The 20365-nt window shown below is 64.4% G+C and carries 22 protein-coding genes; 8 read left to right on the top strand and 14 right to left on the bottom strand.

Features of this window, described 5'->3' with window-relative positions; translation table 11 throughout:
- Window positions 1–3 precede the first annotated feature (3 nt).
- Window positions 4–276, bottom strand: a complete 273-nt coding sequence (locus ACFVYC_RS08050; protein WP_387548775.1) for a DUF2277 domain-containing protein — start codon at window positions 274–276, stop codon at window positions 4–6.
- Between the two features lie 210 nt (window positions 277–486).
- Here ACFVYC_RS08050 and ACFVYC_RS08045 point away from each other — a divergent pair, with 210 nt between their 5' ends.
- Window positions 487–753, top strand: coding sequence for a WXG100 family type VII secretion target (locus ACFVYC_RS08045; protein ID WP_387548774.1), 267 nt, complete (start codon window positions 487–489; stop codon window positions 751–753).
- Window positions 754–818: 65 nt separating this feature from the next.
- On the opposite strand, the gene ACFVYC_RS08040 is transcribed toward ACFVYC_RS08045, so the two are convergent.
- Entirely contained in the window at window positions 819–1862 is a 1044-nt protein-coding gene (locus ACFVYC_RS08040) for a DMT family transporter (protein WP_387548772.1), read from the bottom strand.
- A gap of 71 nt (window positions 1863–1933) precedes the next feature.
- Here ACFVYC_RS08040 and ACFVYC_RS08035 point away from each other — a divergent pair, with 71 nt between their 5' ends.
- Complete coding sequence (locus tag ACFVYC_RS08035; protein WP_387548770.1) at window positions 1934–2479, top strand: CGNR zinc finger domain-containing protein; 546 nt, start codon at window positions 1934–1936, stop codon at window positions 2477–2479.
- Between the two features lie 9 nt (window positions 2480–2488).
- Here ACFVYC_RS08035 and ACFVYC_RS08030 read toward each other — a convergent pair whose 3' ends face one another.
- From ACFVYC_RS08030 to ACFVYC_RS08020, 3 genes are all read right to left on the bottom strand, one after another.
- Window positions 2489–2845: a hypothetical protein gene (locus ACFVYC_RS08030; RefSeq protein WP_387548769.1), complete on the bottom strand. Its 357-nt coding sequence runs from the start codon at window positions 2843–2845 to the stop codon at window positions 2489–2491.
- A 104-nt stretch (window positions 2846–2949) separates the two neighbouring features.
- Window positions 2950–3540: a hypothetical protein gene (locus ACFVYC_RS08025; RefSeq protein ID WP_387548767.1), complete on the bottom strand. Its 591-nt coding sequence runs from the start codon at window positions 3538–3540 to the stop codon at window positions 2950–2952.
- Window positions 3541–3565: 25 nt separating this feature from the next.
- Window positions 3566–4918 carry an MATE family efflux transporter gene (locus ACFVYC_RS08020; protein ID WP_387548765.1) on the bottom strand — a complete coding sequence of 451 codons (1353 nt, stop codon included), beginning with the start codon at window positions 4916–4918 and terminating at the stop codon, window positions 3566–3568.
- A gap of 109 nt (window positions 4919–5027) precedes the next feature.
- Between ACFVYC_RS08020 and ACFVYC_RS08015 the strand changes: the two genes are divergently transcribed.
- The 3 genes from ACFVYC_RS08015 to ACFVYC_RS08005 all read left to right on the top strand — a co-directional run bounded on the left by ACFVYC_RS08015 (window position 5028) and on the right by ACFVYC_RS08005 (window position 11340).
- A complete protein-coding gene (locus tag ACFVYC_RS08015) occupies window positions 5028–5462 on the top strand; it encodes a DoxX family protein (RefSeq protein ID WP_387548763.1) in 435 nt (144 codons plus the stop codon).
- A gap of 383 nt (window positions 5463–5845) precedes the next feature.
- The gene (locus tag ACFVYC_RS08010) at window positions 5846–10240 is read left to right on the top strand and encodes an SGNH/GDSL hydrolase family protein (protein ID WP_387548761.1); all 4395 of its coding nucleotides are present in this window, start codon (window positions 5846–5848) and stop codon (window positions 10238–10240) included.
- Between the two features lie 128 nt (window positions 10241–10368).
- On the top strand, window positions 10369–11340 hold the full coding sequence (locus ACFVYC_RS08005) for an acyl-CoA thioesterase (RefSeq protein ID WP_387548759.1): 972 nt from the start codon (window positions 10369–10371) through the stop codon (window positions 11338–11340).
- Between the two features lie 56 nt (window positions 11341–11396).
- On the opposite strand, the gene dnaB is transcribed toward ACFVYC_RS08005, so the two are convergent.
- Window positions 11397–12779 (bottom strand): replicative DNA helicase, encoded by a 1383-nt coding sequence (gene dnaB, locus ACFVYC_RS08000; RefSeq protein ID WP_387548757.1) that lies wholly within the window; start codon window positions 12777–12779, stop codon window positions 11397–11399.
- A 669-nt stretch (window positions 12780–13448) separates the two neighbouring features.
- Between dnaB and ACFVYC_RS07995 the strand changes: the two genes are divergently transcribed.
- The gene (locus ACFVYC_RS07995; protein WP_387548755.1) at window positions 13449–13727 is read left to right on the top strand and encodes a hypothetical protein; all 279 of its coding nucleotides are present in this window, start codon (window positions 13449–13451) and stop codon (window positions 13725–13727) included.
- 3 nt (window positions 13728–13730) lie between these two features.
- On the top strand, window positions 13731–14303 hold the full coding sequence (locus tag ACFVYC_RS07990) for a hypothetical protein (RefSeq protein WP_387548753.1): 573 nt from the start codon (window positions 13731–13733) through the stop codon (window positions 14301–14303).
- Window positions 14304–14354: 51 nt separating this feature from the next.
- Here ACFVYC_RS07990 and ACFVYC_RS07985 read toward each other — a convergent pair whose 3' ends face one another.
- The 3 genes from ACFVYC_RS07985 to ACFVYC_RS07975 all read right to left on the bottom strand — a co-directional run bounded on the left by ACFVYC_RS07985 (window position 14355) and on the right by ACFVYC_RS07975 (window position 16307).
- A complete protein-coding gene (locus tag ACFVYC_RS07985; protein ID WP_387548751.1) occupies window positions 14355–14690 on the bottom strand; it encodes a zf-TFIIB domain-containing protein in 336 nt (111 codons plus the stop codon).
- A 45-nt stretch (window positions 14691–14735) separates the two neighbouring features.
- A complete protein-coding gene (locus ACFVYC_RS07980; protein ID WP_387549020.1) occupies window positions 14736–15362 on the bottom strand; it encodes an FMN reductase in 627 nt (208 codons plus the stop codon).
- A gap of 93 nt (window positions 15363–15455) precedes the next feature.
- The gene (locus ACFVYC_RS07975) at window positions 15456–16307 is read right to left on the bottom strand and encodes a PhzF family phenazine biosynthesis protein (RefSeq protein ID WP_387548749.1); all 852 of its coding nucleotides are present in this window, start codon (window positions 16305–16307) and stop codon (window positions 15456–15458) included.
- Window positions 16308–16364: 57 nt separating this feature from the next.
- Between ACFVYC_RS07975 and ACFVYC_RS07970 the strand changes: the two genes are divergently transcribed.
- A complete protein-coding gene (locus ACFVYC_RS07970; protein ID WP_387548747.1) occupies window positions 16365–16787 on the top strand; it encodes a DUF1801 domain-containing protein in 423 nt (140 codons plus the stop codon).
- Window positions 16788–16878: 91 nt separating this feature from the next.
- Here ACFVYC_RS07970 and rplI read toward each other — a convergent pair whose 3' ends face one another.
- From rplI to ACFVYC_RS07945, 5 genes are all read right to left on the bottom strand, one after another.
- Window positions 16879–17331 carry a 50S ribosomal protein L9 gene (rplI, locus tag ACFVYC_RS07965; protein WP_123253894.1) on the bottom strand — a complete coding sequence of 151 codons (453 nt, stop codon included), beginning with the start codon at window positions 17329–17331 and terminating at the stop codon, window positions 16879–16881.
- A 17-nt stretch (window positions 17332–17348) separates the two neighbouring features.
- Window positions 17349–17588 (bottom strand): 30S ribosomal protein S18, encoded by a 240-nt coding sequence (gene rpsR / locus ACFVYC_RS07960; RefSeq protein ID WP_003800144.1) that lies wholly within the window; start codon window positions 17586–17588, stop codon window positions 17349–17351.
- A 126-nt stretch (window positions 17589–17714) separates the two neighbouring features.
- Entirely contained in the window at window positions 17715–18302 is a 588-nt protein-coding gene (locus tag ACFVYC_RS07955) for a single-stranded DNA-binding protein (RefSeq protein ID WP_387548745.1), read from the bottom strand.
- 73 nt (window positions 18303–18375) lie between these two features.
- The gene (rpsF, locus tag ACFVYC_RS07950) at window positions 18376–18681 is read right to left on the bottom strand and encodes a 30S ribosomal protein S6 (RefSeq protein WP_050683795.1); all 306 of its coding nucleotides are present in this window, start codon (window positions 18679–18681) and stop codon (window positions 18376–18378) included.
- Between the two features lie 230 nt (window positions 18682–18911).
- Window positions 18912–20327: an amino acid permease gene (locus tag ACFVYC_RS07945; protein WP_387548743.1), complete on the bottom strand. Its 1416-nt coding sequence runs from the start codon at window positions 20325–20327 to the stop codon at window positions 18912–18914.
- Window positions 20328–20365: the final 38 nt, after the last annotated feature.

The raw sequence follows: 20365 nt of genomic DNA, 5'->3' as shown, positions 1-20365 counted from the left end.
GCTTCAGGCGGCGCCGTACCGCACGGCAGCCCGTGCACGCGCCTTGGCGGCCTCGGCTTCCCGGTCCTTGGGCGGCGCCTGCGTCACCAGCGAATCCAGGAGATGCTGGGTGATGTGGGCGATTTCGTGGACCGCCTCCTCGAAGGCCTCCTGGTTGGCCTTGGACGGTTTGGTGCTGCCGCTGACCTTGCGCACGTACTGCAACGCTGCGGCATGCACTTCCTCTGAGGTGGCGTGCGGTTCAAAGTTGTGAAGGGTTCGGATATTCCGGCACATACCGCCATGCTAGGCTCTGGACCGCCAAGGATCGACCCCCTTCAACAAGACATTTCGAACCCGCCCATGGGGAGCACGGCATGGGCAGGGGTGCCCATCGACACTGTTTTGCGGACCGGGGTAGGTTTTAGGCAATGGATCTTCCGGATAAGCCGGAGGCCGCTGGGGATGCCGACCTGATTCGGATCCACGATCTTTGAGGAGAAACTGATGGCTATTTGGGGTGCAGACGTTGAGCAGCTTCGCCAGCTCGGCAGCAAGCTTAACCAGGGTGCGACCGAGATCGAGTCGCAGCGCGCTAATCTCACAAGCGCTCTGAACAACACAGAGTGGAGGGGACCGGATGCGGACAAGTTCAAGGACCAGTGGAACGGCGAGTACACCACAAGGCTGAACCAGGTTGTTGAAGCACTCAAGGAGGCTGGCAACAAGGCGAAGCAGAACGCCGACCAGCAGACCCAGGCTTCGCAGGCCTAGCCATCGTCTTGGGGATGACTCCCCCGGACGGCCCGGGCACCGCAAGGTGTCCGGGCCGTCGGCGTCTAAGGGACGGGTTCGACGTCGTTCGCGTGTTCCAGCGGGGACGCCGGCTTACGTGCCTCCCCGGTCCCTCCCGGAGGTACGTCCGCGGGGCTCCGCAGCTCATCGAGCCGGACCAGGATAACGCCCCCCACAATCAGCGCACCGCCCAGGAGCTGGATGGCACCAGGGAGTTCACCCAGCAGCAGCCATGCCCAGACAACGGCGAAAAGGACCTCGGTCAGGGACACGAAGGACGCCACCTTGGAGCCGAGGGCACGGGCCGCCACGATGCCAGCGACGTAAGCCAGCACGGTGGCCAGGATGACCAGCCCCGCCAGCGCGACCCACCAGGGAGTGACCCATGGGCCGAGCCTGGTGTCGGCCGTACTGAAAGCCATGGGCAGCAGGCCGGTTGCCGCGGCCAGCCACATAATCGCAGCCCCCACCAGAAGCCCACCCGAGGCCAGGACGATGGGCGGAAGGGAGTCGTTCTCCTTGGCGGTGATGACGAAGTAGATGGCCAGGCACACCGCCGCCGCCATGCCCCAGAGGACACCCACCAGGTCAATTTTGACCGAGCCCGTGAAGTCCAGGACCAGGACCAGGCCTGCGAGGGACAGCAGCGTTCCTGCGAGGGTCAGCACCCGCGGCCGCTTCCGGCTGGCCGCCCACAGCCACAGCACGATGATCACCGGGGCCAGATACTCCAGGAGAAGGGCCACGCCCACCGACAGCCTGGCCACGGCGTTGAAGTAAAACAACTGGCAGGCCGCGACGCCCACCAGTCCGAAGAGCAAAATGGTCAGCCAGTTGTCCCGGAGCTGGTGCCAGCGCCCGTGGAGGGCAGGAACTGCGGGGACGGCGAGAATCAGGGCAGCGCCCGTGAGCCGGGCCGTAACGGCGGCCCCCGGGGACCATCCCGTTTCCAGCAAGGCCTTGGCAAAGGATCCGGAGAGGCCAAATACCGCGGACGAGAACAGCGCGACGCCGAGGCCCGAGGCCAGGAAGCTGGGACGGTCTGCGCGCACCATCAGGTTCGAGGTGCGGTTGTTTGCGGCAGACATCATTGCCTCCTGTCAGGAGTAAAGTGGGGTAATGGTCATGACAGTACGGGAGAGCACTGTAAGGAGTCAAGATGCTATTTGCCCCTGACACTGAGGTGGCTCTGCGCAGCGTGGTGAACCTGGTCAACTCCGCGGCCAACGGCAGGGACGCGCTTGCGTCGGCTGCGGAGCTGGACGACTTTCTGGCAACTGAAGGATTTACCGGAGCGCGCACCCGGGATGACGCGGAACTGAAGAGCGTACATCAATTGCGCCAACAGCTTGCGGCGCTGTGGACCGCAGACGAAGACACTGCGGTTGAGGCCGTGAACCGCATGCTGCGGGAGGCCAATGCCCTGCCCCAACTGGTGAAGCACGATCACTGGGACTGGCACCTGCATGCCACCGCCTCCGAAGCCCCGCTGGTGGACCGGATGAGCACGGAAGCGGCGATGGCTTTGGCGGACGTGATCCGCGGCAAGGAGATGGACCGGCTGCGTATCTGCGAGTCCGAGGACTGCGACGCTGCGGTGCTTGACCTCAGCAGGAACCGGTCGAAGCGGTACTGCGATACGGGGAACTGCGCCAACCGTGCACACGTGGCCGCCTACCGGGCACGCCAGGCGGCAACCCGTTAGGGCAAGCGGCTAGCGGGAGCCCGGGTTGTCGGATTCGTCAGGGGAAGCCGGGTCCTGCGGGCGCGGAGTTCCGAACCCATGGGATTTCTTTGGAGCCGAGCTGAGGTTCACGCCGGATCCCTTGCCCAGGTAATCGGCGTTGTCCTTGTGGCTCATGGAAAGCATTGCGGCAATCACCAAGGTAACGATGAACGCTATACCGGCAGCGGTGAAAGCCAGATCGAAGCGGGGGGCCCGGGCGCTGCCGCCGGAGGCGAAGATCACGACGGCCACGAAGGCGATCACGGCCCAGAATGCGGAGAACATCAGCGGGCCCTTCACCGAGGTCCGCATCTTGTGCGGATTTCCTGGTTGCTGGTCTGCCACGGTGATTCCTCCCTGCAGGCGGCGCGCCGGCCGGCCTGGGTCAATGTCTTTCGGTAGTGCGCCCGGCCATTTTCTACGAGAAGTAGAACCGGACACCTCCTAGTTTACGGGTTTCCCGCTTCGGTGCGGGCATCATGCCGGATGGTCAGCCCGGCAAGGGCCCAGAGCACGCCGGAGATGATGGCACCGCCGCCGGCAACGCCCAGCAGCGCATGCGCTCCGAGGCTGATAAAGAAGGGCAGGACGGCGGCAGTGCCGAGCCCAATGATGCCTGAGGCAATCCAGTCCCGCGCCAGCACGTGCCGGCCGCGGAACTTCAATCCGCAGAACAGCTCGAGGGCACCGGCCACGCCCAGCCCAAGGGCGGCAATCACGCCAAACAGCAGGTCCCCATGCAGCAGGACCAGTGCAAACCCGGCACCGGCCAGCACGGAACCGGCGGCGGAAAACAACTTGCCCGCCGCACTGTCCCGCGGGAAGCCTGTAGCCGGGATGCCCCACATCAGGAGCAGTCCGGTTGCCAGCAGGTAGAGCCCGCCGGACCAACCCATAACCTCCACGGACGGCGCCGCCCAGAATATGGTCACGGCCCCAAAAACCAGTGCCGCGGCAGAACGGAGCAGCACCGGCTTCCACAGCTCAGCCGTGGGAGCCGTTCCGGAAGCAGTACCTGCGGGCGTTCTCGGTAGGGTCACCGCTCCAGTTTAGTGGGGGTCCGGCCTACGTCGAACCGAGCACCATCCAGCGGTCGGACCGTGCGCGGGCACCCAGAGTGATGGCGCGCGCCGCCATGTAGCCAAGGGCGAAGGCCGCCCACAGCCAGCCCAGTCCAGCCGCGCCCCCTGCACTCGACAGGGCTACGGCGATCAGCAGCGGAGCGTAAACCGCAAGGTTCACCACACCGGCGAGCGCCAGGTACTTGGCGTCGCCGGCGCCGATCAACACCCCGTCCAGCACAAAGACGTAACCGGCGATGGGCTGGCCGGCAGCGAGAATCCACAGGGCGACGGTGAGGGCCGAGTGCACTTCAGTATCCGAGGTGAAAAGGGATCCCGCAAAGGGCGCGGCAACTGCCAGGAGTACCCCGGTGACCGCTCCGAAGCCGAGACCCCAGCGGGTCATGGTCCCGGTCAGGAGCCTTGCCCTTGCAGGGTTGGATGCCCCGAGCTCCTTGCCGATCAGCGCCTGCGCCGCGATGGCGAGGGCGTCCAAAGCGAAGGCCAGGAATGAAAAGATGGTCATGGCCAGTTGATGCGCAGCGAGATTCACTGGCCCCTGCGCGGTGACCACAACCACCGTCGCCAGAATTGCCACCCGAAGGCTGAGGGTCCGCAGCATCAGCCAGGACCCAACGCGCGTCATGGTCCTGATCCCGCGCCAGCTCGGCAGGAGCCCAACGCCGTTGCGCCGGGCGTATCGCTTCACCATCACCAGGTAGACGGCGGCCATAGCCCACTGGGCCAGGCTGGTGCCCACCGCGGAACCGGTAACCGACCAGCCCAATCCGTAGACGAGCCACAGGTTCAGGACGATATTCAGGCCAAACCCGGCGGTGGCCACTACGAGTGGCGTCCGGGTGTCCTGCAGGCCGCGGAGGAGGCCGGTGCCGGCGAAGATGAGCAGCATTGCCACCAGCCCCGGCATGGACCAGCGAAGGTAGTCGACGGCGAAAGTGCGCACCGCGCCTTCCGCTCCCAGAAGCCCAATCAGCGGGTCGGCAGCCAGGAAGCCGGCCACCGCCAGAATGGTGCCGAGCAGCAGCGCCAGCCAGACGCCGTCGCGCCCTGCGGCGAGGGCCTTGCCCAGCTGGCCGTCCCCAATGGCCCGGGCCACGGCAGGGGTAGTGGAATAGGCAAGGAAAACCATCAGGCCGACGGCGGTATGCAACACCGCCGACGCCAGGCCCACACCCGCCAGCTGGGCGACGCCAAGATGACCCACGATGGCCGAATCAGCCAGCAGGAACAGCGGTTCGGCAACCAGCGCACCGAAAGCCGGGACGGCCAGCCGAAGGATTTCGCGGGCATGTCCCTTGGGCGGCGCGGACGGCGCCGGGGCAGGTAATGGGGGCACCCAGCCAGCCTAGTGCGCCACCCGCGCGTGATCGCAGCGGCATGACAAAGCCCACATTATGACGCAAATAGTTGACACTTCAACCATTGGCACGGAAGACTTAAGCCCTATGAACCAGTCACGACTTACCACCACCGCCATCACCGCCCTCCGCATCATCCTGGGCTTCCTCTTCGCCGCCCACGGCTGGCAGAAGTTCAACGAATGGACCATCGCAGGCACCCAGGCATCGTTCGCCAAGATGGGAATCCCGGCAGCTGAGATTGCCGCACCGGCCGTCGCCGTTCTGGAACTCGCTGGTGGAATCGCCCTGATCCTCGGCATCCTCACCCGCGTTGTCGCGGCACTCCTGGCGCTGGACATGCTGGGCGCCCTGTTCCTTGTCCATGCCTCCGCCGGAGTCTTCGCCGCAAACGGCGGCTATGAACTGGTGCTGCTCCTCGCCGCAGCCGCCTTTGCCCTGGCACTGACCGGCGCGGGTCGCGTCTCGGTGGACCGCGTCCTCTTCGGACGCAGCAACTCGAAGCTGGCACTTCTGGCCTGATCCCCCAAATCCGGCCTCAGCCGGGAAGCGCGCGACGGCGGATGGGCACGTGGGTGCCCATCCGCCGTCGCGCCTTAAGGAGCAGAATTTCCAGGGCTGCAGGCGCTGACCCTTTGACTGACCAGAGGAGCAGCGAACAATTCGAAACACGGGGCACCAGAAGCTCACGGGAAAGTTGGGAAAACGCTTGCCAGCAGGCTTGGCCAACTGATAAACCAGTGAGTGCTGCAGCGAGAGCTGCATCACTCCCAGGTCTCAGCCACTCCCGCACCATCACTCGGAAACCCTTCAGTGTAGTTCGCCGCAGTTTGCGTATCTTCGCTCTTGAATCGTTCCAATCCTCCTGGGTACCGCTTTGCCACCGCTCATCGAAGGAGATGTCCGTGAACACACCCCCGCAAGTGACACCGCCGCCCCAGAAAGCACCACCACCCCGCCTGCGCAGGCTCCCTGCCGGAGCGAAAGCAATGACCGCCGCAGTAGCTTCCGCTGCCATCGCCTTCACCGGGCTTCCCGCGGTCCAGGCCGATACCTCGCTGCCGCCGGTAGGAAGCGGCTACAAATTCGACTTCGGCCCGGGATCCCTTGCGGACGGCTACACGGCCGTAGCCGCCGATGCCCAGTATTCCGCCGGTACCAAGTTCGGCTTCACGGATACCGCCGTGACCTCCGGGGTGGACCGCGGCACGGGAGATCCGCTGCGCTCCGACTTTGTGCAGGCCCAGGGAAGCTCCTTCCTGGTAGACCTCCCCAACGGCGACTACACCGTCAAGCTCATCGCCGGCGACGCCGCTGAAGCGACGAACATCGCCATCACGGCGGAGAAAATGGCCAAGGTCCAGGCGACCGACAAGCCGGCCGGCCATTACCTGGAAATGGAGTTCCCCATCTCACTGGTGGATGGCCAGCTTAACCTCGACTTCACGGGAACCGCTGCCAAAATCAACTCCCTGGTCATCGCCGCCCGGGCTCCCCGCACCGCCACCACCGACCCCGGCGTCTATCTCGCGGGCGACTCTACCGTCCAGACCTACGACGCCGGCTACGTTCCCCAGGCAGGCTGGGGCCAGATGATCGAGCGCTACTTCGATGACAGCATCTCTTTCAAGAATCACGCCATCGGCGGCAGGAGTTCCAAGAACTTCATAAGCCAAGGCCGGCTCGACGAGATCCTGCGCGTTATCAACCCTGGCGACTACCTGATGGTCCAGTTCGGCCACAACGATGCCACCATCGGTGTTGACGACCGCTACGCCTCGCCCGCCGATTACAAGGAATACCTCCGGACCTACGTGAACGGTGCCCGCCAGCGCGGTGCGACGCCCGTGCTGGTCACCCCCGTGGGACGCCGGGACTACGACGAAGCCACCGGCAAGTTCCGGGTCAGCTTCCCCGAGTACGTGGCCAAGATGCAGGAACTGGCAGCCGAGGAAAACGTGGCATTGGTGGACCTCTCCGCCTCAAGCCGCGCCTACTACGACGCAATCGGCCCGGAGGACACCAAGTCCGTGTTCCTCCACGTCGATGCCGGCGTCTATCCCGGCCGCCCCACCGGCACGGTGGACAACACCCACTTCCAGGAATACGGCGCCATCCAGGTCGCCCGCCTGGTAGCCGGCGGAGTAAAGCAGCTCAGCGTTCCGCTGGCGGCACGCGTGAAGGAAGTCGCGCCGCCGTCGTCCGTTCCCGCCAAGCCGCAGGGCCTGGTGGCCGGAAGCGTTTCCAATGCGGGAGCACTTCTGAAATGGCAGCCCGTTGAGGGCACCGACATCTATAAGGTGTACCGCAAGCTGGCCTCTGAGCCGGACAGCGCCTACAAGCTCACCACCACCGCGACCGTCCCCACCGCCAACTTGACCGGGCTGGGCGAAGGGATGGCTTACAACGTCCGCGTCGCAGCCATGAACGGCAAAGGCCTCTCCGAGCCCAGCGACACCCTTACCGTGACCACCAAACAGGCGAAGTACAAGTTCGACTTCGGGCCGGTGGGAGCACCGCTCGAGGCCGGTTACACCGAGGTCGACCGGACAATGGCCTACACCCCGGAGCGGGGCTTCGGCTTCAAGGACATCTCAGTGCTCAGCGACCGGGACCGCGGAGCGGTGACCAGCAACCTGCTGCGCGACTTCGTCCTCAGCGGCTCCAGCTTCGAATTCCAGCTGGACGTTCCCAACGGCGCCTACGCCCTGAAGACCTACCACAGCGACTGGATCGGCTCCACCCGGACTGACGTGGCCGCCGAGGGCACCCCCTTCGGCCAGGTGTCCTCGAGCAGGGCATCCTCGGCCACCAAGATCATCAACCAGGTCCTGGTTTCCGACGGCCAGCTGAACCTGGCCATCAGCGGTTCCGGCCAGCGGCTCAACGGGCTCGAGGTCACTCCGCTCCTGGTCGGCCCCACCAACCTGCACACCTCGGCGGTTGACGCCGCGGCCGAGCCCCCCACTGTTGACCTCGCGTGGGATGCCGTGCCGGACGCGGCCAGTTACAAGGTGTTCCGCCAGGCCTCCTTCGAAGCTGAACCGCAGGTCATCGCCGAAAACGTCCCCGCCGCCTCCTTCCGGGACACCACGGCTTTCGCCGGCCTGAAGTACAAGTACTTCGTCACGGCACTGGACAGCACGGGACTGGAATCCGTGCCATCCAACACTGTGGACACCGCTCTGGTGGACCCCAACACCCCGGTCCCGGCAGCCACCGGCAAGGTGGACGTCAAGGCCGTCGAGAAGACCAGTGTTACGCTCAAATGGCAGAAAGTCGCCGGCGCTGCCGCGTACCAGGTCTACCGGTCCACCTCCCCCGATGGCCCGTTTGAGTACGTGGGCCGCGCCACCGAAGTGAACTACACCGATTACACCGTGCTGACCACCATCAAGTACTACTACCGCGTCACCACCGTGAACAAGGGCGGCGAATCAGCGCCCTCTCCAGTAGTGGGAACCGAAAAGGTCACTGTTGTGAACCGCCAGATGGAGAAGCTGGACCGCGCCCCCGTGGCCCTGCTGACCGGTGACGGTGTTCGGGTGGGCTGGCGCATGCTGGGCCTGGACCCGGAGCAGATTGGCTTCCATGTAATCCGTGACGGCGTCCAACTCACCGATGAGCCGATCCGTAACAGCACCACGTTCCTTGATCCGGACGGAACCGCAGCTTCCCGGTACGTCGTCAAGACAGTGGGCAACGGCGGAGACCAGCTCACTGCCGAGTTCACTCCGCTGGCGCAGGATTACCTGGCTGTCAAGCTGGATAAGCCGGCTGACGATTACACCAAGGACGGCCAGCCCTACAGCTACTCCGCCGGCGACTCCAGCGTGGCAGACCTGGACGGCGACGGCACCTACGAGGTCCTCCAGATGTGGTCACCGTCCAACTCCAAGGACAACTCGCAGGCAGGTTACACCGGCACTGTTTATGTGGATGCCTACACGATGGACGGCACCAGGCTCTGGCGCATCAACATGGGCCCGAACATTCGCGCCGGCGCCCACTACACCCAGCTCCTCGCCTACGACTTCGACGGCGACGGCAAGGCTGAGATCGCCATGAAGACGGCGGACGGAACACGGGACGCGGCCGGCACCGTAGTTGGCAATGGCACTGCGGACTACCGCAATAGCAGCGGCTACGTGTTGACGGGGCCTGAGTTCCTTACCGTGTTCCACGGCGCCACCGGCACCATTATGGACACCGTGGCCTACGATCCGCCGCGAGGCGATGTGGGGGCCTGGGGCGACACTTACGGCAACCGCGTGGACCGGTTCCTTGGAGCCGTGGCCTACCTGGACGGTGAACACCCCTCCATGATGTTCAGCCGCGGCTATTACACCCGTGCTGTGCTGGCCACCTACGACCTGGTGGGCGGCAAGATCGTCAAGCGCTGGGTCTTCGATTCAGATGCTTCCGGTGCCCAGTACCGGGGCCAGGGCAACCACAACCTGTCTGTCGCGGATGTTGACGCCGACGGCAAGGATGAGTTCATCTTCGGCTCGATGACCATCGATGACAACGGCAAGCCGCTGTACAACACCGGGCTCGGCCACGGAGACGCCATCCACACCAGCGACCTCGATCCGTCCCGCCCAGGGCTGGAGACCTTCACCGCCCACGAGGACATGGGTGCCAGCGGCAACAAGGGTGCCACGTTCCGGGACTCGCGGACAGGTGAGGTGCTCTGGAGCATCCCGGCGACCAAGGACACCGGACGCGCGGCAGCCGGTGACATCGACCCCCGACGCGCAGGTGCCGAGGGCTGGGCCATTGGCGGGGACGCAGCCTGGAATTCACCAGTGGGCGAGCTCCGTTCGGCCAAGGGCGAGCTGATCGCCAACTACATCCCCGCAGCCAACTTCCTGGCCTGGTGGGACGGCGACCTGCTCCGCGAGATCGTGGACCACGACTGGGACGCTGCTGCGAATAAGGGGACGCCCAGCATCGCCAAGTGGAACTGGGAAACGGAGTCCAGTGACCGTCTGCTCACGGCCACCGGCGCCAAGACCAACAACAGCACTAAGGGCACACCCGCCATCCAGGCGGACCTCCTGGGTGACTGGCGGGAGGAACTGGCGTGGCCTTCGGCTGACAGCACCGAGTTGCGGATCTACACCACCAATGCAGGCACCGACGTCCGGCTGCGGACGCTGATGCATGATCCGGTGTACCGGCTCTCGGTTGCGCGCGAGAACATCGCGTACAACCAGCCGCCGCACCCCGGTTTCTTCATCGGTGAGGGCATGGAGCTTCCGGCCCAGCCGGACATCGTATACACCCGCGGCGGCTAAGCGGCGGCGGTCAACCTCAGGTGGCAACGCAGTGCCCCGTCCGCCCTTCGGCGGGCGGGGCACTGCCTTTGGCTCCTTTGTTGCCGGCCCAACCGATGGGTAACCGGCGGCGTCAGTATGATCGCACCATGACTGAGACCGGCACCTCCAACTCCGTGACCCTCCGCTTCCTGGCCGCCCCCATGGACGTGGGCCACAGCGGTTCCGTGGACGCCGGAACCGTTTTGGAGTGGGTGGATAAGGCCGCCTATGCTGCCGCCGTGGGCTGGGCAAAGTCCTACTGCGTCACCGCCTACGTGGGGAACATCCACTTCGCCGACCCCGTCAACAGCGGTGACATGGTGGAGGTGGAGGCCACCATCGTCTATACCGGCCGGTCCTCGATGCACATCCGGACCGTGGTGTCCTCGGGGGACCCGAAGGGCGGCACGGCCACCATGCGCAGCCAGTGCATGGTGATTTTCGTTGCCGTGGGCGAGGACGGGAAGCCTATCCCGGTGCAGCAGTTCGAACCTGTCACCACTGAGGAGATCGAGCAGCGTGACCATGCCCTGGCGCGCGTGAAGATCCGCGAGCAGATCGTGGAAGCTATGAACCGCCAGGAATATACGGATGCGGGTACGGCGGAGCGTGTCACCCTGCGGTTTATGGCCGCTCCCACGGATGTGAACTGGGGCGGAAAAGTCCACGGCGGCATCGTCATGAAGTGGATTGACGAAGCCGCCTACGTCTGCGCGACCCGCTACTGCGGAATGGATACCGTGGCGGTGTTCTCGGGCGGCGTCCGGTTTTACCGTCCGCTGCTGATCGGCCACGTGGTGGAGGTGGAGGCCCGCCTCGTGTACACGGGGACGAAGGGCATGCACATCGCCGTCCACGTCCGGTCCGGCGACCCCAAGAGCAGCGAACTGCACCTCACCACTTACTGCCTCACGGTGATGGTGGCGCGCGACGACGACGGCAACTCCGTGCCCGTCCCCGCCTGGGTTCCTGTCAGCGACGAGGACAAAAGGCTTCACGCCCACGCCCGCGAACTGCTGGAAATCCGGGGAACCGCACCGGGAAACCGGCTGCCGAACCACCTGTTGCCGCGGGGCTGAAGACCAGCGGCGGCAAGTCCCCACGGCTGACCGGGCCCGGCAGGGACAATCCTGGCCTAGAAGCCTCCGCCGCCGGTGTCGGCCGCCATGTTGGCGAAGCGGGAGTAATGGCCCTGGAAGGCCACCACGATGTCCTTGGTGGGGCCGTTACGGTGCTTGGCGATCAGGATGTCCGCTTCACCGGCACGCGGTGATTCTTTGTCGTAGACGTCCTCGCGGTGGAGCAGGATCACCATGTCGGCATCCTGCTCGATGGAGCCGGATTCACGGAGGTCCGAGACCATGGGGCGCTTGTCCGAGCGCTGCTCGGATCCACGGTTCAACTGGGACAGCGCGATAACAGGGACCTGGAGCTCCTTGGCCAGCAGCTTCAGCGCACGCGAGAACTCGGAGACTTCCTGCTGGCGCGACTCCACTTTCTTTCCTGAGCTCATCAGCTGCAGGTAGTCGAGGATGACGAGCTTGAGATCATGCTGCTGCTTCAGGCGGCGGCACTTGGCACGGATTTCCATCAGGGACATGTTGGGGCTGTCATCGATGAACAGCGGGGCGTCATTCATCCTGCCCATGGTGGTGGCGATCTTGGACCACTGCTCGTCCTTGATGGTTCCCTTGCGCAGGTCCTGCAGCCCGATGGTTGCCTCGGCGGAGAGCAGGCGCATGGCGATCTCGTTCCGGCCCATTTCGAGGGAGAACATCACGGTTGCCAGGTTGTTCTTGATGGCGGCGGAGCGGGCAAAATCGAGGGCGAAGGTGGACTTGCCCACGGCGGGCCGGGCAGCAATCACAATCATCTGGCCGGGATGTAGCCCGTGGGTGAGCTCGTCGAGTTCAAAAAAGCCGGTGGGCACCCCGGTCATGCCTTCACCGCGGTGGCCGGACGCCTCGATCTCGTCCACCGTGGACTCCATGACGTCCTTGAGCACCACGTAGTCCTCGGCGGTGCGCCGTTCGGCCACAGCGTAGACCTCCGCCTGGGCCTGGTTGACCAGGTCCTCCACCTCGCCGTCCGAGCCGTATCCCAGCTGGACGATCTTGGTTCCGGCATTGACCAGGCGCCGGAGGACAGCGCGTTCAGCAACGATTTCGGCGTAGTACCCCGCGTTGGCTGCGGTGGGAACAGTTTGAATCAGCTCGTGCAGGTAGGCAGGGCCGCCGATCCGGTTGATCTCGGCGCGCTTGGTGAGCTCATCGGAGACCGTGACGGCGTCAGCCGGTTCACCGCGGCCATAGAGATCGATGATGGCCTCGTAGATGGTTTCATGCGCCGGCCGGTAAAAGTCCTGACCGCGGAGGATCTCCACGACGTCGGCAATCGCGTCCTTGGACAACATCATTCCGCCGAGGACGGATTGTTCGGCGGGAATGTCCTGCGGAGGCTTCCGGCTCACATCCGATCCGCGGGTGGCTTCGATCGGGTCCAGATGCGCTACTGACAAAGCTGCCGTCCTCCACTGTGTACCGGGGACTGTGGTGCCCGGTGGCTAACCATCCTGCTAAAGGCGTTGCGCCGCAAAACTGCGCCCCGCCACCTGTCCAGGTTTACCGGCGGGGTCCGACAATCCTGCGCTGCCCGCGGGTGCCGCAGGCCTCTCGCCGGAGTTATCCCCACTGTCCACAGGTTTTCCACAATTGGCCGTCCCTGCGGGTTGCAGCAGTCCGCCCTGTACAGTCCTGCGCCCCATTTGGAAGCCGTCGGAGGCGCCGAAGAACAGGTACCCCGCTACGCTATCCGCCTTGGGTCCAGCCTCAAAGCCAGCTTGCCGCGAGGGCTGTGGATAACCTGTGCAGTACCCGGCATAGCTTGTGCACAGCCTGTGGGGAAAGCTGTGGACACTAAAAAACTTTGACCCTCGATACGGCTTTGACCTGCGCAAACGTTGGGCCGGGCATGTGGAGGAAATATTTCTTCTGGGGAATTTCATCCACAGCCTGCGACGCAGACCAGGGCGGAACGGGAAGCCCGGAGAGGCGCAAGCGGAGGTGACGGGCATTCCTGTGGTGGTCCTCATATTCCATTCCGCTGATTTGTCCCGGCGGCCGGCCCGCCACCATGCGCCATGCCGAATATTGCTGTGGATAACCAGGATCTGGCATAAGCTCTATGCATGGGCGAACTGCTGCTGGTTTTGTTGCCTGCGATCGTTTTAGTGGCGCTCATCTGGGGTCTTTTCACCGCCCTGAGCCCGCGCGATTCGGGCGTGTCTGACGCCGAAAAATACCAGCGCGACCTCGCGGAGCGTTCGGCGCAGCACTACGCAGCACAGGTCCAGGCTGCCACGGCAGCGCGCGCCCGCCTGGAGCGAAGTACGATGCCCAGCCAAAACGCTGCCCAGGCTAAGCAATCAGATCTGGCGGCAGCCAGGAAGCACATAGAACGGCAATAGATCATGGAATCGCTTGTGGCACCTGTCCTTATCCTCCTTGCCGTGATCGCGGGAGTAACACTGGCTGCCCGCGCCGTCAGCAGGCGGAAGGCCGCCCGCACTGCCGGGCCGGCGGAGCCGACCGTCACCCCCGCCGAACTGGCGAGGGCAGCCGCCGCCAGACTTTCCGAGGAAGAACACCGCAGGCTCTATGCCCTGATTGCCCAGGGCCAGGCGATGGCTGCCATCAAGCTGTACTACGAGAGCACGGGGGAGGGCCTGCGGGCGTCACGGGACGCCGTTGGGGCACTGGCAGCCCATCCCCAGCCCTACCGGGGCGCGGAGGCCCGTCATGCAGCCGTGGACGATGACGAGGACGAAGAACCGCAGCGTTTCCCGTACCGCTACCGCGCAATTGCCAGCAAGGGCGAGGTGACGCGTGAGGTCAGCAGCAACATGCTCAACGACGAAATCTACGGCAGAATCCGCACGCTGGCCCGCAGCGGGGATACCGAAGCTGCGGCCACCGCCTTGTCGAGGCACTCGGACATCACCCTGAACCAGGCCAGGGAATTCATCGAACTGCTGGATGACTGACCTTCGGGCGCCATCCCTTCAGGGGCACGGTGCCCCTGCTGGGCGCCTGGCCTAGAAGTCGAACAGGTCTCCCAGCCAGCCTTCCTTCTTCTTGTGGCGCCGCCGGTCATTGTCCCGGTCGTAGCCCTGCTTGCCGTACCGGCGCTCGTCGTAGCCACGCTGGTCCCGGCGCGGTTCGAAGTTGGGGTAGAGCGGCGGGGGCGCCATCCCGGGAGCCGGGGTTGAAGGACGCGCCGGGGCGGGACCGGACATGTCAGCCGCACGGTCCAGGATCTTGTCCAGCTCCCCGCGGTCGAGCCACACTCCCCGGCATTGGGGGCAGTAATCGATCTCCACCCCGCTGCGTTCGGTCATCATCAGTTCCACGGAATCCACAGGACATTTCATGCCCACACAACGTCCGGTACTGCCCGAAAGTTCGACGCTGCAGGTTCAGCGCTTTCCGGAGATGCCCGCCAGCAGCTGTTCGAAGGGCAATGACTCCATCGGGGCCGGCCCGCGCCCCGGCTGCGGCCCTTCCAGCAGGCGCGTAAACTCGCCGGATGCCCGGTCGATGCGCTCCGCAAGGCCGGAGCCGCCGTCGTCCGTGGTTCCCCAGTCCTGGGGGCCGGCGAAGACTCCGGTGGCGGCCATCCGGGTGCGAAGGTAGCTGAACAGCGGCCGCATGGCGTAGTCCAGGACCATCTGGTGGCGGTCGGTGCCGCCGGTGGCGCCGAGCAGGACCGCTTTACCGTCCAGTGACTTGGGGTCGAGGACGTCGATGAAGGACTTGAAGAGGCCACTGTAGGACGCGCTGAAGACAGGCGTTACAGCGATGATTCCGTCCGAGGCTTCGACTCCTGCAATAACCTCGGCCAGGCGGGGAGCTGCATAGCCGGTCACAAAGTTGTTGGCGATGTCCACGGCCAGGTCGCGGAGTTCGATGACGTCCACGTGCACGCTGAAGCCTGCGGCGTTCAGTTCCCGCTCGGCCGAGGCGGCCAGCTGGTCAGCCAGCAGGCGGCTCGAGGACGGTACGCCGAGTCCGGCGGAAAGGACGGTGATGCGGCGGGTCTCCATGGCATTCTCCTGTTGTTCAATCAATTCATCGTACATGCATATGCATCTACCTTCTGAACCGGAGAGCCTCCCGGAGTATTCCCGTCCCCCTGCTTAGAGCAGCACTGACCCCCTGATGCAGGTGGTGGAATGTCCGCCCACCCAAATATCGCCGTCGTCCGCCGCGACGTGAATGCGTCCGGCCCGGCCCAGGACGGTCCCCTGGGCGGCTACATACTCGTGTGGAGCCTTGTTGTTGTTGATCAGCCACTGCGCCACGCCGGCGTTGAAGCTGCCGGTGACCGGGTCCTCCATGATGGCGTCACCGGGAAGGAAAGTGCGCACCTCGAAATCCGCCCCGGCTCCCGCTTTGTGGGCTCCCACAACTCCCACCTTCAGGTCGCCCATAGCAGCGAAGTCGGGCCGGATCGCCAGGACCTGCTCCGCCGATCCGAGCAGTACACCGATCCATTCAGGACCGTTGACCAGCCACGAAGCATCAAGGACGTCAGATTCGGGAACGCGCAGCCCGGCGGCAAGTCTGCTCCGAAGGTCTCCTCCCACCGGACCGAAGCGGGTGAGCGGCGGGGCCGCGAAGGCCAGCCGTCCGGCGTCGTGCTTCACCCGGACCAAACCGGCACCGCACTCCTGCACCACAAAGCCCCCGGATTTGGGCACACCTCCGGATTCCAGCCAGGTATGGGCCGAACCCAGCGTGGGATGGCCGGCGAACGGAAACTCCTCGCTGCCCGTAAAAATCCGCACGCGGTAGTCAGCGCGGGGGTCGGTCGGGGGCAGCAGGAAGGTCGTTTCGGACAGGTTGGTCCAGTTGGCGAACTGTTGCATTTGCTCTGCCGTCAGCCCCTCAGCATCGACCACCACGGCGAGCGGGTTGCCGCGGTATGGCTCGCCGGAGAAGACGTCAACCTGATGGAAGGGACGGCTGCGCGCGGAAGGTGAACTCACCGCTGCAGGCTATCACCGGAGCTGGCAGGTAACCTGCTGGTCTGCAAAACTACGTCCATGGCAGAGAACAAAACCCAGCCCACCAACGTGCCCGTTGAGGAGTTCCTGGCGGCGGTGGAGCACCCCGGACGGCGCGCCGACGGGTTCGAACTGCTCGAACTGATGCGCGGCATCACCCACCAGGAGGCGGTGATGTGGGGGCCGGCGATTGTTGGCTTCGGCAGTTACCACTACCGGTACGCCAGTGGACGGGAGGGGGACGCGGCCGCCGTCGGCTTTTCACCCCGGAAGACCAATCTGGCACTCTATGGCCTGACCTACGGCCCGGACGCTGACAGGCTGCTCCCCGAGTTGGGCAAGCACAAGACGGGAGTCGCGTGCCTCTACATCAACAGGCTCCAGGACGTGGACCGCGAGGTGCTCGCCGAGATGATCCGGACCGGCTACCGCCATGTCATGGCGGAGTTGCACAGCCTCTAAGCCGGATTTATCCGCGCAGACAAAAGACCCCCGCCGCCGGAGTCCGGCGGCGGGGGTCTTTGTGCAGTTCAGGTGCGGGCAGCCGTAAAGACTACTTGCCTGCCACTACGTCGAGCTCGATCACAGCAGCAACGTCGTCGTGAAGACGGACGTTTGCCTGGTAGGAACCAACCGACTTGATGTGTGCCGGCAGTTCAACCTTGCGCTTGTCGATGCGGCCAAGGCCAGCGGCCTCAACAGCGTCAGCGACGTCGCCCTGCTTGACGGTGCCGAACAGGCGTCCGGTCTCGCCAGCCTTGACAACGAGCTTGACCGGCTTGGCGGAGAGTGCAGCGGCCTGCTTCTGAGCGTCTTCCAGGGAAGCGTGCTCGCGGGCGGCGCGGGCAGCCTTGATGGACTGAACCTGCTTTTCGCCACCCTTCGACCAGGTCAGGGCGAAGTTGCGGGGGAGCAGGTAGTTACGTGCGTAACCGTCCTTGACCTCTACAACATCGCCAGCAGCACCGAGACCGGTTACTTCGTGGGTCAGAATGAGCTTTGCCATGTTAGTTAATCCCTTCCTTAGCCGCGGCCAGCGCCGGAGTAAGGCAGCAGGGCAACTTCGCGGGCGTTCTTGATTGCCTGTGCGATCTTGCGCTGTTCCTGCACCGTGACGCCAGTGACGCGACGGGCGCGGATCTTTCCGCGGTCGGAGATGAACTTGCGCAGCAATGCTACGTCCTTGTAGTCGATGACAGTGATGTCAGCGGCCTTCAAGGGGTTGGACTTTGGTTTGGGCTTACGGAGTTCAGCCTTAGCCATCGTGGAGCTCCTATTCTAGGGAGCCCGTGGATATTGATCCACGGGATGGTGGTGGTCCGGCGGCGGCAGTCACCCTGGTGCTTTGCGGCACGTTCGGTGGTCCCGGCGCCGGGCCTTAATGAGTTGTTAGAAGGGAGGTTCGGAATCGGGGCCGTTGCCCCAGCCGCCTGCATTGGAGACGCCGGGCGTTGCCCAAGGGTCGTCCTGCGCAGCCTGCTGGTTGCCGCCGCCCCAGCCTCCACCGGAGTTGCCGGAGTTGCCGCCCTGGTTTCCACCAGAGTTGCCTCCTCCGAAGCCACCGCCGCTGTTGCCGCCGCCGAAGCCGCCCTGTCCACCCTGACCGCCGGAGCGCTGGGTGCGGTTGACCTTGGCATTGGCGTAGCGCAGGCTCGGGCCGATTTCGTCGACCTCGAGCTCAATGACGGTGCGCTTTTCGCCTTCTTTGGTTTCGTAGGAACGGCTCTTCAGGCGCCCGGTAACAATCACGCGCATGCCCTTGGTAAGGGATTCGGCGACGTTCTCGGCCGCTTCACGCCACACAGCGGCGCGGAGGAACAGGGTTTCCCCGTCCTTCCACTCGTTGGACTGGCGATCAAAGGTGCGGGGGGTGGAAGCGATGGTGAAGTTCGCTACTGCCGAACCGGACGGTGTGAACCGCAATTCCGGGTCATTGGTGAGATTACCGATGACCGTAATGGTGGTCTCGCCTGCCATCTACTGCCTCCTTGTTCGATCCTGGGTGAAGAGTGCGTTTCCTGCGGGGTAAAGAATGAAGATTGGGCTGAAATTACTCAGCAACAACCTTCTGCTCTTCGGGGCGGGTGATCTTGGTGCGCATGATGGTCTCGTTAAGAGACAGCTGGCGGTCAAGTTCCTTGGCGGTGTCCGGCTTGGCGGTGAAGTTCACCACGGCGTAGATACCTTCGGACTTCTTCTTGATGTCGTAAGCCAGCCGGCGACGGCCCCAGATGTCAACCTTTTCGATGGTTCCACCATCGTTGGTGATGACGTTCAGGAACTTCTGAAGCGACGGCTCAACGGTACGCTCTTCGACCTCGGGGTCGATGATTACCATCAATTCGTAAGGACGCATATGTGAACCCACCTCCTTTGGGCTAAGCGGTTACGGCATTTCCGTAACAGGAGGTTCATTTGCGATGCCATGCAATGCCCCGCCGCCGGAACGGAGGCAGGACGCAGCACAGACTTCAATATCTTAGTGCATTTGGACCGGATAGGCGATTCGCGCTTGACTCAAGGCTATCGGCCATGGTTGCCCGCACGGCAGCACAAATGCGGCTATGTGGAAAACCCTCCCGGGACTTACGACGCCGGGCCGGTACCTACGGGGACATCCTGGCTTGCTGCATCGCCCTCTGCCGCCGCTTCCGGGCCACTGTTGCGGTAACGCCATACGCCGAGCCCCACCACCAGGGCCGCCAGGCCCAACGAAAGGAACAGGGACTCGCGGGTGAACTCCAGGATCACCATGCCGATCAGCAGGGCCACGATGCTGGCGATTGCCACCCACGTCAGGTAGGGGAAGAGCCACATTTTCAGTGCGAGGTCCTTGGCCGCGGCGCCCATGCGCTTGCGCAGGACCAGCTGGGAGGAGGCAATGACCAGCCACACGAACAGGGCGATGGCGCCGGAGGTGTTGACCAGGAACAGGAAGACGGTGTCCGGTGCGATGTAGTTCAGGCCCACGGTGACGAACCCCACCACGGTGGAGGCCAGTACTGCCGCTGCAGGCACTCCACGCCTGGAGATCTTTGTCCAGGACGCAGGGGCGTCGCCACGGCGTGAAAGGGAAAAGAGCATGCGGCTGGCGGTGTAGAGGCCGGAGTTCAGGCAGGACAGCACGGACGTGAGGACCACGATGTCCATGATGGTGCCCGCGCCGGGAATCCCGAAGAGTTCGATCACTGCCACGTAGGGGCTCTTGGCAACACTTGCATCGTTCCACGGCAGCAGGGTGACAACGATGGCGATGGAACCGATGTAGAACACCAGGATGCGCCACACGGTGGACTTGACGGCCTTCTTGACGGCGTCCACCGGGTTCTCGGATTCACCGGCCGCGATCGTGGCGATTTCGGCGCCGAAGAAGGAGAAGACCACCACCAGGATGCCTGCCAGCACCGCCCCCGGCCCGTTGGGCAGGAAGCCGCCGTTTTCCACCAGGTTGCTCAGCCCGGGCGCGGGTACGCCGGGCACAAGCCCCAGGATGGCGGCCACGCCGAAGAGCAGGAACAGCACGATCGCGGCGACCTTGATGGAGGCGAACCAGAATTCGAACTCCCCGTAGGACTTCACGGAGCCCAGGTTGGTGAGGGTGAGCAGGACCATCAGGATCAGTGCCCAGACCCATTGGTCGATACCGGGGACCCAGCGGTGCATGATGGCTGCGCCGGCGGTTGCCTCGATGCCGAGCACGATGATCCAGAACCAGGCGTAGAGCCAGCCGATACTGAACCCGGCCCACCGGCCGAGCGCCTTGTCGGCGTACGTGGAGAAGGAGCCCGTCTCGGGGTTGGCTGCGGCCATTTCGCCGAGCATGCGCATCACAAGGATCACCACGACGCCGGCAGCCATGTAAGCCAGCAGGATTCCGGGCCCGGCCTGCTGAATGGCCGCCCCGGAACCGACAAACAGGCCGGCGCCGATGACGCCGGCTATCGCGATCATTGACAGGTGCCGCGGCTTGAGCGACTTGGCTAATTGCTGGTCAGCGGGCATGTTGCGCCGTCCTTAGTTCTCTGGGAATGGATGGCATC

The organism is Pseudarthrobacter sp. NPDC058329 (assembly GCF_042879835.1).
Classification (GTDB): Bacteria; Actinomycetota; Actinomycetes; order Actinomycetales; family Micrococcaceae; genus Arthrobacter.
Note: the sequence above shows the minus strand (reverse complement) of the source record. Positions and strands in the feature narration are given on the sequence as shown.